Annotated in this window: 14 protein-coding genes; 8 read left to right on the plus strand and 6 right to left on the minus strand. The window is 72.8% G+C overall.

What is annotated here, in order from left to right; genetic code table 11:
* The first annotated feature begins 61 nt into the window (after nucleotides 1–61).
* From BU204_RS05100 to BU204_RS05110, 3 genes are all read left to right on the plus strand, one after another.
* Nucleotides 62–1,057: a hypothetical protein gene (locus BU204_RS05100; protein ID WP_075124371.1), complete on the plus strand. Its 996-nt coding sequence runs from the start codon at nucleotides 62–64 to the stop codon at nucleotides 1,055–1,057.
* A gap of 236 nt (nucleotides 1,058–1,293) precedes the next feature.
* On the plus strand, nucleotides 1,294–2,277 hold the full coding sequence (locus BU204_RS05105; protein ID WP_075124440.1) for a LacI family DNA-binding transcriptional regulator: 984 nt from the start codon (nucleotides 1,294–1,296) through the stop codon (nucleotides 2,275–2,277).
* A complete protein-coding gene (locus tag BU204_RS05110; protein WP_233159314.1) occupies nucleotides 2,274–3,293 on the plus strand; it encodes a class I mannose-6-phosphate isomerase in 1,020 nt (339 codons plus the stop codon). The genes BU204_RS05105 and BU204_RS05110 overlap by 4 nt, the downstream gene beginning before the upstream one ends.
* Before the next feature lie 3 nt (nucleotides 3,294–3,296).
* On the opposite strand, the gene meaB is transcribed toward BU204_RS05110, so the two are convergent.
* Together meaB and BU204_RS05120 are read right to left on the minus strand one after the other, a co-directional pair.
* Nucleotides 3,297–4,244 (minus strand): methylmalonyl Co-A mutase-associated GTPase MeaB, encoded by a 948-nt coding sequence (gene meaB / locus BU204_RS05115; RefSeq protein ID WP_075124372.1) that lies wholly within the window; start codon nucleotides 4,242–4,244, stop codon nucleotides 3,297–3,299.
* A 4-nt stretch (nucleotides 4,245–4,248) separates the two neighbouring features.
* A complete protein-coding gene (locus BU204_RS05120; protein ID WP_075124373.1) occupies nucleotides 4,249–5,427 on the minus strand; it encodes an acetyl-CoA C-acetyltransferase in 1,179 nt (392 codons plus the stop codon).
* Nucleotides 5,428–5,552: 125 nt separating this feature from the next.
* On the opposite strand from BU204_RS05120, the gene mce reads away from it, so the two are divergent.
* The gene (mce, locus tag BU204_RS05125) at nucleotides 5,553–5,996 is read left to right on the plus strand and encodes a methylmalonyl-CoA epimerase (protein ID WP_075124374.1); all 444 of its coding nucleotides are present in this window, start codon (nucleotides 5,553–5,555) and stop codon (nucleotides 5,994–5,996) included.
* Here mce and BU204_RS05130 read toward each other — a convergent pair.
* Both BU204_RS05130 and BU204_RS05135 read right to left on the minus strand, forming a co-directional pair.
* The gene (locus tag BU204_RS05130) at nucleotides 5,959–6,573 is read right to left on the minus strand and encodes a TetR/AcrR family transcriptional regulator (protein WP_075124375.1); all 615 of its coding nucleotides are present in this window, start codon (nucleotides 6,571–6,573) and stop codon (nucleotides 5,959–5,961) included. The two genes, mce and BU204_RS05130, sit on opposite strands and share 38 nt — an antisense overlap.
* Nucleotides 6,574–6,671: 98 nt before the next feature.
* Nucleotides 6,672–7,058: an SPW repeat domain-containing protein gene (locus tag BU204_RS05135; RefSeq protein WP_075124376.1), complete on the minus strand. Its 387-nt coding sequence runs from the start codon at nucleotides 7,056–7,058 to the stop codon at nucleotides 6,672–6,674.
* Between the two features lie 130 nt (nucleotides 7,059–7,188).
* On the opposite strand from BU204_RS05135, the gene ccrA reads away from it, so the two are divergent.
* Together ccrA and BU204_RS05145 are read left to right on the plus strand one after the other, a co-directional pair.
* Nucleotides 7,189–8,520 (plus strand): crotonyl-CoA carboxylase/reductase, encoded by a 1,332-nt coding sequence (ccrA, locus tag BU204_RS05140; RefSeq protein WP_075124377.1) that lies wholly within the window; start codon nucleotides 7,189–7,191, stop codon nucleotides 8,518–8,520.
* Between the two features lie 55 nt (nucleotides 8,521–8,575).
* A complete protein-coding gene (locus BU204_RS05145; RefSeq protein ID WP_075124378.1) occupies nucleotides 8,576–9,640 on the plus strand; it encodes a coiled-coil domain-containing protein in 1,065 nt (354 codons plus the stop codon).
* A gap of 2 nt (nucleotides 9,641–9,642) precedes the next feature.
* On the opposite strand, the gene BU204_RS05150 is transcribed toward BU204_RS05145, so the two are convergent.
* The gene (locus BU204_RS05150; protein WP_075124379.1) at nucleotides 9,643–10,086 is read right to left on the minus strand and encodes a nucleoside deaminase; all 444 of its coding nucleotides are present in this window, start codon (nucleotides 10,084–10,086) and stop codon (nucleotides 9,643–9,645) included.
* Between the two features lie 76 nt (nucleotides 10,087–10,162).
* On the opposite strand from BU204_RS05150, the gene BU204_RS05155 reads away from it, so the two are divergent.
* Both BU204_RS05155 and BU204_RS05160 read left to right on the plus strand, forming a co-directional pair.
* Nucleotides 10,163–10,615, plus strand: coding sequence for a universal stress protein (locus BU204_RS05155; RefSeq protein ID WP_075124380.1), 453 nt, complete (start codon nucleotides 10,163–10,165; stop codon nucleotides 10,613–10,615).
* Complete coding sequence (locus BU204_RS05160; protein ID WP_075124381.1) at nucleotides 10,612–11,736, plus strand: adenylate/guanylate cyclase domain-containing protein; 1,125 nt, start codon at nucleotides 10,612–10,614, stop codon at nucleotides 11,734–11,736. Before BU204_RS05155 ends, BU204_RS05160 begins: the two co-directional genes overlap by 4 nt.
* A 12-nt stretch (nucleotides 11,737–11,748) precedes the next feature.
* Here BU204_RS05160 and BU204_RS05165 read toward each other — a convergent pair whose 3' ends face one another.
* Nucleotides 11,749–12,480, minus strand: coding sequence for an alpha/beta fold hydrolase (locus BU204_RS05165; protein WP_075124382.1), 732 nt, complete (start codon nucleotides 12,478–12,480; stop codon nucleotides 11,749–11,751).
* Between the last annotated feature and the right edge of the window lie 14 nt (nucleotides 12,481–12,494).

Below are 12,494 nucleotides of genomic sequence, written 5' to 3' on the forward strand. Positions count from 1 at the left end.
TTCAACGACGAGTTCTCGCGAGCGGGCGCGAGGACCGTCCTCGGAGCATGAAGGGGAAGCCGTGTCGGGCACGTCTCGCGTGATCTCGGCCATCGCCGCCGTCGCCGTCCTGCTCACGCTCGCCGCCTGCACTCCGGTGAGCACCGCGGGAGAGGCGACGTACGAGGTCGAACCGGTGGCCCGACAGGAAATCCGCCCAACCACCGACCCGGTCACCGCCGTCGGCGGAGGCTCGGGTCGGGTGACCGCCCCGGTCTCGCTGAACGCCGCGGAGATCGAGGACCTGGGCCGGGTGCTCACCGACCAGGCCGGGATGACCCTCTACCGCTACGACCGGGACAGCGCCGACCCCCCTGTGTCCGCATGCGAGGGTGTCTGCACGAGGGCGTGGCCCCCGGTGGTCGTCGAGGACGTGTCCGAGGTCGTGGTGAGCGGAATGGCCAGGAGCCTGCTCGGCACGGTGACCCGGTCAGACGACACCCTGCAGCTGACCGTGGCCGGCTGGCCCGTGTACCGGTTCGCGCAGGACTCCGCGCCCGGCGAGGCGGAGGGCCAGGGCGCCGGCGGTGTCTGGTCCGCCATCACCCCCGACGGGGGCAGGGCCGGTGCGCCACCCGGAACCACCCCGGACCCGCCCTCCGCGCCGCTGGTCACCGCCCGGGTCCTGCCCGGCTTCGGCCCGGCCCTGACCGACGGGAATGGCCTCACGCTCTACCTGTTCACCGCAGACAGCTCGGCGCCACCGAGGTCCACCTGTCTCGACGACTGCGCCCGCCGCTGGCCCCCGGTCCTGGCCGAGGGTCCCGAGCCGGAGCTGCAGGGGGTGAACCCGGCGATCGTCGGCACCCTCGCCCGCCCCGACGGCAAGCAGCAGGTCACGGTCAACGGCTGGCCGGTCTACCGGTTCGCCGAGGACACCGAGCCCGGCCAGACGGGCGGCCACGGTGTCGACGGCCGGTGGTTCGTGATCGCGCCGGACGGCCGCAAGTCCCTCGCGCCGGTCCAGGAGCAGGCACCTGAGGCCGCCGCCGAACCGGAATCCGACGGCGGCTACTGACCTCCCGCGAGGACGGACCCGGTGCGCGCAGCCTGCGCGTACCGGGTCCACCACTACTTAGTCCTATATGGACAGTCCGGCCGGCAAGTGGGGATCGCTGACGGTATTCTGCGCCTTGCGGAAATATTTTCACCACGAGAAGATGGCCGTATCGAACCTCAGCGACTCCCCCAAGCGCCCCGTCGCCCATGACGACCGTGTCCAACCAGCGGGGCCGCAAGGTCCGCCGGGCCACCATGAGCGACGTGGCCAGACTCGCCGGCGTGAGCATCAAGACCGTGTCCCGCGTGGTCAACGACGAGCCCGGGGTACACGCCGAGACCGCCGAACGCGTGGTGTCGGCGATCGAGCGGCTGGGCTTCCGGCGCAACATCGGTGCGCTGAACCTGCGTCGCGGCTCCTCGACGGGCACGATCGGGATCGTGGTGGAGGACCTGGCCAACCCGTTCTACTCCGGCCTGTCCCGGGCGGCCGAGGAGGTCGCCCGGCGACACGGCCGCCAGGTGCTGACCGGTTCGTCCGACGAGGACACCGGCCGGGAACGGGAGCTGTCGCTGGAGTTCTGCGCGCGCCGCGTGGACGGGCTCATCGTGGTGCCGGCCGGGCGGCGGCACGGGTACCTCGTGCCGGAGATCGCCTCGGGGATCCCCGTGGTGTTCGTCGACCGACCGCCCGGCGACGTGGTGGTCGACACCGTGTTGGTGGACAACGTGGCCGGCGCCGCCGGGGCCGTCACCCACCTCGCCGGGCACGGCCACCGCCGGATCGGCTTCCTCGGCGACGCCGCCGCCATCTTCACCGCTGGCGAGCGCCTGCGGGGGTTCCGCGAGGGGTGCGCGAGGGCGGGCATCCGCTTCGACGAGCGGCTGGTCGCGATGGGACCGCACACGCTCGGCGACGTCCCAGCGACCCTGCGCCGGCTGCTCGGCGGTACGTCGCCGGCCACCGCGCTGGTCACCGGCAACAACCGCATCACGGTGCTCGTCCTGCGGGCGCTGGCCGGCGCACCCCACCGCCCGGCCCTGGTCGGCTTCGACGACTTCGAGCTGGCGGACCTGCTCGACCCGCCGGTGAGCGTGGTCGGCTTGGACCCCGCTGTGCTGGGCAAGGCCGCCGCCGAACTACTGTTCGCACGGTTGGACGGTGATACGTCGCCGCCCCGCCGGATCGTGCTCCCGGTCCGGCTCGTAGCCCGTGGTTCCGGAGAGGTTGGCCCGTGACGGACATCGAAGGACGGCGGCCCGTGCGGCTGCCGGCGAACCAGCCGGAGCGCTTCTACCGGGGTGGGGCGGCCATCGCCGCGCTGCGCCGCGACCCCTCACCCCGCGAGTTCGGCCCGGAGGACTGGGTCGCGTCCTGCACCACGCTGCACGGCCAGGCCAGCGTCGGGCTCTCGGCGCTGCCGTCCGGCACGCTGCTGCGTGACGCCGTCGCCGCCCACCCGGAGACCTGGCTGGGCCCGGCCCACCTGGCTCGCCACGGCGCCGACCCGGCGCTGCTGGTGAAGCTGCTCGACGCCGGACAGCGCCTGCCCGTCCACTGTCACCCCTCCGACGAGTTCGCCGCCGCGCACTTCGACTCCCGCTACGGCAAGACCGAGGCGTGGATCGTGGTCGGCGCGGCGCCCGACGCGACGGTGTTCGTCGGCTTCACCGACGACGTGCCGGCCGACACCGTCCGCGACTGGGTCGTGCGCCAGGACTCCGCTGCGATGCTCGGCGCCCTGAACGAGGTTCCGGTCCGCGCCGGCGACACGGTGTTCGTCCCGGCTGGGCTGCCCCACGCGATCGGCGCCGGGGTGTTCATCGTCGAGCTCCAGCAGCCGACCGACCTGTCGGTGACGCTGGAGTGGAAGGACTTCCTGGACGACGAGGCCGGCGGGCACCTCGGGATCGGCTTCGAGACCGCACTCGGCTGTGTGGACCGGCAGGGCTGGAGCGAGGACCGGCTCGCCACGCTGGTCCGGCACCAGGAGGAGGGCGCGACCCCGGTGCACGACCTGTTCGGGGACCCGGCCCGCGGCTTCTTCCGCGCGGAGCGGGTCCAGGCCGGCGCGGAGCTCGCCCCCTCGTTCGGGGTGCTGGTGGCCCTGTCGGGCACTGGCGTGCTGCAGACCGAGCAGGCGGGGGAGGTCCCGGTGGCGGCCGGCGACACGTTCGTCCTACCGCATGCGGCCGGTGCGGCCACGGTGGACGGCGACCTGACCGCGATCCGCTGCCTCCCGCCGGCCGGCTGAGGCTCAGCCGACCAGCTCGTCGGCCGCCGCGTAGGGGTCCAGCGCACCGGCTGCCACCCGCTCGGCGAGGCGGTCCAACCGCTCGCTCGCGCGCACCCCGCCCCACCGGGCCCGCAGCTCGCGCAGGGCGACCGCCTCGATCTCGGCGCGGGCCCGCGCGGCGCGCCGCCTGCCCAGCGCGCCGGTGGAGACCAGCCAGGCGTGGTGGTCGGCCAGCGCCGTGACCAGGTCCTCGGCACCGCTGCCCGAGGTCGCCACGGTGCGCACGATCGGCTGCCGCCAGGACGGGCCGAGCTCGCGGCGGCCCAGGGAGATCATGTGCCGCAGGTCGCGCACGGTGGTGTCGGCCCCGTCGCGGTCGGCCTTGTTCACCACGAACACGTCGGCGACCTCGAGGATGCCCGCCTTGGCCGCCTGGATCCCGTCACCCATGCCCGGCGCCAGCAGAACGACAGTCGTGTCGGCGAGCGACACTATGTCCACTTCAGACTGTCCAACACCGACGGTTTCGACCAGCACGACGTCGAAGCCCGCGGCGTCGAGCACCCGCAACGCCTGCGGCGTCGCCGTGGCCAGCCCGCCCAGTTGGCCCCGGGTCGCCATCGAGCGGATGAACACGGCGGGGTCGGTCGTGTGGTCGTGCAGACGGATCCGGTCGCCCAGCAGTGCCCCGCCGGAGAAGGGCGAGGACGGGTCGACCGCCAGCACGCCGACGCGGAGGTCCCGGGCGCGGAACGCCGATACCAGCATCGAGGTGGAGGTCGACTTGCCCACGCCGGGGGGCCCGGTCAGGCCGAGCACCCTGGCCCGACCGACGTGGGGCGAGAGCGCCTCGGCCACCGCCCGCAGGTGCGGGCTCTCGTCCTCGACCAGCGAGATCAGCCGCGCGACGGCCAGCGGCCGGCCCGCCCGTGCCTCGTCGACGAGCGCGCCGACGTCCACTCTGGACATCCCACTAGACACGCAGCAGCAGCGCGTCCCCCTGCCCGCCGCCGCCGCACAACGCGGCCGCGCCGAGCCCGCCGCCGCGCCGGCGCAGCTCGTTGACCAGGTGCACCACCAGCCGGGCACCCGAGGCGCCGATGGGGTGGCCGAGCGCGATCGCGCCGCCGTTGACGTTGACGATGTCCTCGCTGATCCCCAGCTCCTTGGTCGACACGACACCGACCGCCGCGAAGGCCTCGTTGATCTCCACGAGATCCAGCTCCGACGCGGACAGCCCGGCCTTGGCCAGCGCGGCCTTGGTCGCGTTGGCGGGCTGCTCGTGCAGGCTCGCGTCCGGACCGGCGACCACGCCGTGCGCGCCGATCTCGGCGAGCCACTCGACGCCGAGCTCCTCGGCCTTGGCCTTGCTCATCACCACGACCGCGGCCGCACCGTCGGAGATCTGGGAGGAGGTGCCGGCCGTGATGGTGCCGTCGACCGCGAACGCCGCGCGCAGCTTCGCGAGCTCCTCGGGCGTGGTGTCCGGACGCACGCCCTCGTCGGTGTCGACCACGAACGGGTCACCCTTGCGCCGCGGCACGGTGACCGGCGCGATCTCCTCGCCGAACACGCCGTTCTGGATCGCCGCGGCCGCGAGCCGGTGCGAACGCGCGGCGAACGCGTCCTGCTCCTCGCGCGTGACGCCGTACCGAGAGTTGTACTTCTCGGTGGAGGCGCCCATCGCGACCTGGTCGAACGCGCAGAACAACCCGTCGTAGGCCATGTGGTCGACCATCGTCACGTCGCCGTACTTGAACCCGGAGCGGGACTTGGGCAGCAGGTGGGGAGCCTGGCTCATCGACTCCTGGCCGCCGGCGACGACGATCTCGAACTCGCCGGCACGGATCAGCTGGTCGGCGAGCGCGATCGCGTCCAGGCCGGAGAGGCACACCTTGTTGATCGTCAGGGCTGGCACGCTCATCGGGATCCCGGCGGCGACCGCGGCCTGGCGGGCGGGGATCTGGCCGGCGCCGGCGGTGAGCACCTGACCCATGATCGTGTACTGCACCTGTTCTGGCGCGAGGCCAGCCCGCTCGAGCGCCGCCTTGATCGCGATGCCGCCGAGCTGGGCGCCGGTGAAGTCCTTGAGCGAGCCGAGCAGTCGACCGATCGGCGTACGCGCCCCGGCGACGATGACGGAACCGGACACTGGGTCCTCCCACTGGTGCTAGCGACCGTTAACCTCGGACGATACTCGGGACCGGGCGGACCGATCCGCCAAGTTGTGAGTGACCGCACAGACACCTGCTGTCGTGCGGCGTTACCTTGTCATCCATGGACGAGCTGAAGCCCTTTGTCACCGGGATCGACCATGTCGGCATCGCCGTACCGGACATGGACGAGGCGATCGCCTTCTACCGGGACGTGCTGGGCCTCGAGCTCTACCACGAGGAGACCAACGAGTCCCAGGGCGTGCGCGAGGCGATGATGCGTGCCCCCGGGGACACCGGCGGAACGGCGGTGCAGCTGCTCGCCCCGCTCGGCCCGGACACCACGATCGGGAAGTTCCTGGCCCGCAGGGGCCCGGGCGTCCAGCAGGTCGCCTACCGCGTCACCGACATCGACGCCGCCACCGACGCCCTGCGGGCCAAGGGGTTACGCGTGATGTTCGAGGAGTCGGGGATCGGCACCGCGGAGAGCCGGGTGAACTTCCTGCACCCCAAGGACGCCGGCGGGGTGCTCATCGAGCTGGTGGAGCCGGCGGTTCCCCCCCGGTGAGCGCGCCGGCGATGAACTCGACCTCGCGGTCGATCGTCTCCGCCGTCGCGACGTCCTCGGACTCGCCGTGCCGGGCCACGGAGTGCCGGTAGCTGACCGCGAGGGCGAGCAGTCCGGCGGCCGTGTCCACCGCCGCGCCGGGCAGGGTGCCGGTCGAGGCCGCCAGGATCACCGCGCGGACCTGGTCGACGATCCGGGTGAACCGGCGCTGAAGGGCGTCCCGGACCGCGGTGTGCGTGTCGGCCTCCCGCCACAGCAGGTGGGACAGCAGGTACGACGCCCGCAGCCGCGCGTCGAGCTCGGCGACCAGCCGACGCAGGCTCGCCGCGACGTCACCGGGCACCACCACCCCCGCCGGCTCGACCCGCTCGTCGGGCAGCCGCTCCACGAGTGCGGCCAACAGGTCGGGCTTGCGCTGGAAGTAGTAGTGCACGAGCCCCTTGGGCACCCCGGCCCGTTCGGCGATCCGCGAGGTGGGCGTCGCGTCGAAGCCGGCCTCGGCGAACAGCTCCTCGGCGGCGGAGAGGATCCGCTCCCGCGCGCTCGGGTCGTCTCCCCGGTTCCTGGTCAGGCGCATCGGTGCTGCCCCTTTCTGCGAAAGGCACGCGGTCCACAACGTAACCCGGGAAGGGCGACGTCGTGGACCGCGTGCGGTTCTCGGTCGAAGGGGTGCCGTCAGTGCTGGCCGGCCATCCCGCTGCCGGCCCGGTGCGCGGCCTGGGCGACCGGGAAGGCGGCCGCGCCGGCGATGGCGGTCAGCGCGCCGATGATCCACGAGAACCACGAGATCGCGCCGAACTCGGTGTAGCTCATCACCCAGGGCGAGATGAACATCAGCACGCCCAGCACGACCTGGATCCCCTCGCTGTAGACCTGGCCGGGCACGGCCAGCGACGCCAGCCCGTCCAGCGCGACCAGCGCGCCCAGGACGACCATCGTCCACATCGCGGCGTCGTTGGTGTCGGTCCACAGGAAGGACAGCAGCGCCACGACACCGAGCACGACCTCAGCCCAGTCATGCGGGCGGGTCCAGGGCCGGACGGTGGCGGATGGGTTCGTCATAGCTCACCTCCGAAGGTTCATGGAGCTTCTGTCGACCATGATGCGCTTGGTTGGCCGGCCGGTCAAATGCTGTGACCCACGACGCATCGGACTGGTTCTGTACCGTTACTGGCCAGTAGCGTCGGCGGGCATGCAGAAGATCCTCGACGCCGTTCTCGCCGGTGAGACCGCCGCCCTCGGTTCCCTGCCCGTCCCCGAGTTCTACCGCGGGGTCACGGTGCACGCCGACGAGGTCGAGATGTTCGCCGGGGAGTCCACCCAGGACAAGGACCCCCGCCGCTCCCTGCACGTGGACGAGGTGCCCACCCCCGAGCCCGGCCCGGGTGAGGCCCTGGTCGCGGTGATGGCGAGCGCGATCAACTACAACACCGTCTGGACGTCGATCTTCGAGCCGCTGTCGACGTTCGAGTTCCTGCGGCGCTACGGCCGCACCTCCGAGCTGGCCGCCCGGCACGACCAGCCCTACCACGTGGTCGGCTCCGACCTGGCCGGCGTCGTGCTGCGCACCGGTCCGGGCGTGCACGCCTGGAAGCCGGGCGACCGCGTCGTCGCGCACTGCCTCGACGTCGGGCTGGAGCACCCGGACGGGCACGGCGACACCATGCTCGACCCCGAGCAGCGCATCTGGGGCTTCGAGACGAACTTCGGCGGGCTGGCCGAGCTGGCCCTGGTCAAGTCCAACCAGCTGATGCCCAAGCCCGCCCACCTGAGCTGGGAGGAGGCCGCCTGCCCCGGGCTGGTCAACTCCACCGCCTACCGGCAGTTGGTGTCGCGCAACGGCGCGGCCATGAAGCAGGGGGACACCGTGCTGATCTGGGGAGCCTCGGGCGGGCTCGGGTCGTATGCGACCCAGTTCGCCCTGGGCGGCGGCGCGATCCCGGTCTGCGTCGTGTCCAGCGAGCAGAAGGCGGAGATCTGCCGGCGGATGGGGGCCGAGCTGATCATCGACCGCAGCGCGGAGGGCTACCGGTTCTGGAAGGACGAGCAGACCCAGGACCCGAAGGAGTGGAGGCGGTTCGGCGCGCGGATCCGCGAGCTCACCGGCGGTGACGACCCGGACATCGTGTTCGAGCACCCGGGGCGGGAGACCTTCGGCGCGAGCGTGTTCGTCGCCCGGCGCGGCGGCACGATCGTCACCTGCGCGTCGACCAGCGGGTTCCTCCACCAGTACGACAACCGGTACCTGTGGATGCACCTCAAGCGGATCATCGGCTCGCACTTCGCGAACTACCGCGAGGCCTGGGAGGCCAACCGGCTCATCACCCGGGGGCGCATCCACCCCACACTGTCCAGTGTGTACCCACTGGAGCAGACCGGACAGGCGGCGTTCGACGTACACCGCAACGCGCACCAGGGAAAGGTCGGCGTGCTGTGCCTGGCACCCGAGGAAGGGCTGGGCGTGACCGACCCGGAGCTGCGCGAACGGCACCTTCCCGAGATCAACCGCTTCCGCGGGGTCTGAGCCGGTCGGTACGTGGGGGCCCACCTCGGTCGTGCTCGCAGGGTAGCGTGGGCCCATGGCGTTAGGTGAGGAGCGCGATCTCGTACCGCTGGGAGCCGGTTTCGACATCACCAAGCGGGGCTACAGCCGCGCACAGGTGGAGGAGCACCTCGAGCAGCTCGACGGTCAGCTGAAGCTGCTGGCCGCGGACCGGAACGCGGCCGCGGCGCAGGCGGCCGAGCTCACCGCGCAGCTCGAGGTGGCCCGGACGACGATCGACGACCTGCGGGGTCAGGTCGAACGGCTGTCGCTGCCACCGACGACGATGGCCGGGCTGAGCGAACGGCTGCAGCGCATGCTGCGCCTCGCCCAGGAGGAGCGCGACGAGACCAAGGCGAAGGCCGAGGCCGAGGCCGAGGCGATTCGCGCGAAGGCCGAGGCGGACTCCGCGACGCTGCGTGAGCAGTACGAGAAGCAGCTCGCGGAGCTGGACGAGCGGCGAGCGGCGATGGAGGCCGAGCACAAGGGCGTGCTGGAGAAGGCCCGTGCCGAGGCCGCCGAGATCACCGGGGCGGCCGAGGCCGAGCGCACCCGCCTGGACGCCGAGGCCGAGCAGCGCCGCACGGCGGTCGAGGAGGACTTCGAGATCGCCATGGCCTCGCGGCGCACCGAGTCGATGCGGGCGCTGGCGACCCAGGAGGCGACCAGCAAGTCCGAGGCCGAGCGCCGGGTGCGCGAGGCGACCGAGGAGGCCAACCGCCGCCGCCACGAGGCGAGGACGGAGGCCACCGCCCGCCTCCAGGAGGCGGCCGACGAGGCCAACCGCCGGGTGCGCGAGGCCACCGAGGAGGCCAACCGCCGGATCGCCCACGCGGCGCAGCGGGTGAACGCCCTGCGCCAGCTGCGGACCAAGGTCGCCCAGCAGCTGCAGGCCGCCCGCGACCTCGTCACCGACGCGCACGAGAGCCTGGAGCTGGCCGCGCCGGCGTTCGATCCGCTGCCGGAGGAGACGCCCGACAAGCCAGCCCCCGCCCCGCGCCCGGTGGTCGCGCCGGTCAAGGAGAACTGGGAGCCCGAGACCAAGGCCGCACCCGCGGAGATCGCCGAGGCGCCGACGAAGCGGATCGCGCGCCAGTCCTAGGTCTAGTTCTCACCGATGTCCTCGTACCAGAGGTCGGGGTGTGCGGCGATGAACTCCGTCATCAGCTCCACGCAGCGGGCGTCGTCGAGGACGGTGACGACCACCCCGTGCTCCGCGAGCCAGTCGTGGCCGCCGTGGAAGGTGGTGGCCTCGCCGACCACCACCCGCCCGATGCCGAACTGGCGGACCAGGCCACTGCAGTACCAGCACGGCGAGAGCGTGGTCACCATCGTCGTGTCCCGGTAGTGGCGGCGGCGGCCGGCGGCGCGGAACGCGGCGGTCTCGGCGTGCATCGACGGGTCGCCGTCCTGCACGCGGCGGTTGTGGCCGCGGCCGAGCACCTCGCCGTCCGGGCCGAGCAGCGCGGCGCCGATCGGGATGCCGCCCTCGGCGAGCCCCCGCCGCGCCTCCTCCACCGCGATCTCGAGCATGTCCATGCCGTCCATCCAACCGCTCCGGGCGCGGTGGTTGCGCGTCGCGGTAGGTTAACTCGCGAGTAGATAGCCCTCTCGTGGAGGACAGATGGCGGCTTACCAGACCGTGGTCGTGGGCACCGACGGCTCCGACTCCTCCTACCGGGCGGTGGACCGCGCCGCGGCGATCGCCGCGGACAGCGGCGCGACGCTGGTCATCGCGTGCGCCTACCACCCGGCCAGGCAGGAGGACGTGGCCAGGGCACAGGACGAGCTCGGCAGCGACGTCGCCTACCAGGTGATGGGCTCGACACCGGCCGAGGACACCGTGCGCACCGCCGCCGAGCGGGCCAGGGCGGCCGGCGCGTCGAAGATCGACACCGTGGTCGTGGACGGCGAGCCCGTGCCGACGCTGGCCGCGGTGGTCGCCGAGCGGTCGGCGGACCTGCTGGTGGTGGGCAACCGGGGGTTGAACACGCTCGCCGGCCGGATCCTCGGCTCGGTCCCCTCGGAGGCGGCCCGCAAGTCGCCGGTCGACGTCCTCATCGTGCACACCACATGAGCGAGCCCGACGACGGCGAACTGGAGGCGCTGCAGAGCCGCGTCGAACGGATCCTGCTCGGCGGTGCCCGCCAGTACACCCGCGCGGAGGTGGCCGAGCAGGCCGGCGTTCCCCTGGAGCGCGCGACGGCGCTCTGGCGCGCGCTGGGCTTCGCCACGGCCGCCGACGACGACGCGGTCTTCACCGACGGCGACGTGACCGCGCTGCGGACGGTGAACCTGCTCATCCACAGCGGCATCATCGAGCCCGCGGTGGCGATCTCGACGGCCCGGATGATCGGCCAACACATGTCGCGGCTGGCGGAGTCGCAGGTGCTGATGCTGCGGGACGTGCTGACGGCGAACCCGGAGCTGGCCGACGAGCGGGCGCTCGGGCACCTGGTCGAGCAGCTGGCCCCGCAGATGGAGCAGCTGCAGGACTTCGTCTGGCGCCGGCACCTGGCCGCGCACTCGGTGCGCACGCTGGTCGCCCCCGACGAGGAGATCGACGAGCGGCGTCAGGTGGTCGGGTTCGCGGACATGGTGGGCTTCACCAGCCTGACCCGCCGCTCCACCGAGGCCGAGCTGGAGACGGTGGTCGAGCGGTTCGACCACCTGGCCGCCGAGGTGGTGGCCGACAACCACGGTCGCATTGTCAAGATGCTGGGCGACGAGGTGCTGTTCGTCGCCGACTCCCCCGCCGACGGCGCCGAGATCGCCCTGGCCCTGCTTGAGCGAGCGGAGGCCGAGGAGGGGGTTCCCCCGCTGCGGGCGGGCCTGGCGATGGGGCGGGTGCTGAGCCGCTTCGGCGACATCTACGGGTCGGTGGTGAACATCGCGAGCCGCCTGACGTCGATCGCCCGCCCGGGCACGGTGCTGGTGGACCGCGTGCTGGCCGACATCCTGGCCGAGGAGCCGGCGTACGCCGTTCGCGCCAAGCGCCCCACGTCGGTTCGGGGCTACGCCCGCCTGCGCTCCGCGGTCCTCCGCAGAGCGGGTGAGGACTCCCCCAGCCTCACCGAGTCCGCCCAAAGGCTGGCCGCCGACCTGCTCGGCCTCACCCCCACCGAGGACGAGCACCCCCACCTCCCCCTCCAGCCGGACGACGACCTCGCCCGCCGCCCCCGTCGACTCCGCCACTGACCCCGGCGCAGGTCAGCTCCGCTCGAGCCACTCGCTCAGCACGGCCGTCAGCTCCGCCGGGGCCTCCAGCGGGGCAAGGTGGCCGACGCCGGGCAGCTCCACCAGCTCGGCACCCGGCAGGGCCGCCACCATCGCCGACGCCTCCTCGCCCGGGATCAGCCCGTCCTCCTCGCCGCGCACCACGAGCGCCGGCAACCCCGAACCCCGCAGCACCTCGGCCGAGTCCGGGCGGGCCGCCATCGCCCGCTGTGCCCACGCCACCGCCGCCGGCGACTGGTCCGCCACCAGCTCCCGCACCCTGGCCACCACCTCCGGTCGCCACTCCAGCGTCGTCGGGCCGAGCAACGTACCGAGCATCGCGTCGGCGAGCCAGCCGATCCCCTCGGCCTCGGCCCGCTCAACCATCGCGAACCGGTTCCGGCGCGCCGGCTCGGCGTCGGCGCTCGCCTTGGTGTTGACCAGTACCAGCCCGCTCACCCGCTCGGGTGCGGCACGCAGCACGGCCATCGCCACGTAGCCGCCCATCGAGCAGCCGCCGACCACCGCGCGGCCGATGCCGGCGCGGTCCAGCGACGCCAGTACGGCGTCGGCCGCCTCGTCGAGCGACGGCGTGGCCGCCGCCGGCGCGGACCCGAAACCCGGTAGGTCCGGCGTGACCAACCGCGCGCCGAGGACAGGCCGCAGCCCGTCCCACATCCGCGAGTCCAGCGGGAACGCGTGCAGAAGGACGACTGGATCACTCACGTGCACGTCCCCAT

The organism is Actinophytocola xanthii (assembly GCF_001921205.1).
Lineage (GTDB): Bacteria > Actinomycetota > Actinomycetes > Mycobacteriales > Pseudonocardiaceae > Actinophytocola > Actinophytocola xanthii.

Coding starts and splice junctions, on each gene's coding strand:
- BU204_RS05160 (WP_075124381.1), top strand. CDS start 10,612: ATGAGCGAGCCCGACGACGGCGAACTGGAGGCGCTGCAGAGCCGCGTC.
- mce (WP_075124374.1), top strand. CDS start 5,553: ATGGACGAGCTGAAGCCCTTTGTCACCGGGATCGACCATGTCGGCATC.
- BU204_RS05145 (WP_075124378.1), top strand. CDS start 8,576: ATGGCGTTAGGTGAGGAGCGCGATCTCGTACCGCTGGGAGCCGGTTTC.
- BU204_RS05150 (WP_075124379.1), bottom strand. CDS start 10,086: ATGGACGGCATGGACATGCTCGAGATCGCGGTGGAGGAGGCGCGGCGG.
- ccrA (WP_075124377.1), top strand. CDS start 7,189: ATGCAGAAGATCCTCGACGCCGTTCTCGCCGGTGAGACCGCCGCCCTC.
- BU204_RS05135 (WP_075124376.1), bottom strand. CDS start 7,058: ATGACGAACCCATCCGCCACCGTCCGGCCCTGGACCCGCCCGCATGAC.
- BU204_RS05155 (WP_075124380.1), top strand. CDS start 10,163: ATGGCGGCTTACCAGACCGTGGTCGTGGGCACCGACGGCTCCGACTCC.
- BU204_RS05130 (WP_075124375.1), bottom strand. CDS start 6,573: ATGCGCCTGACCAGGAACCGGGGAGACGACCCGAGCGCGCGGGAGCGG.
- BU204_RS05105 (WP_075124440.1), top strand. CDS start 1,294: ATGAGCGACGTGGCCAGACTCGCCGGCGTGAGCATCAAGACCGTGTCC.
- meaB (WP_075124372.1), bottom strand. CDS start 4,244: ATGTCCAGAGTGGACGTCGGCGCGCTCGTCGACGAGGCACGGGCGGGC.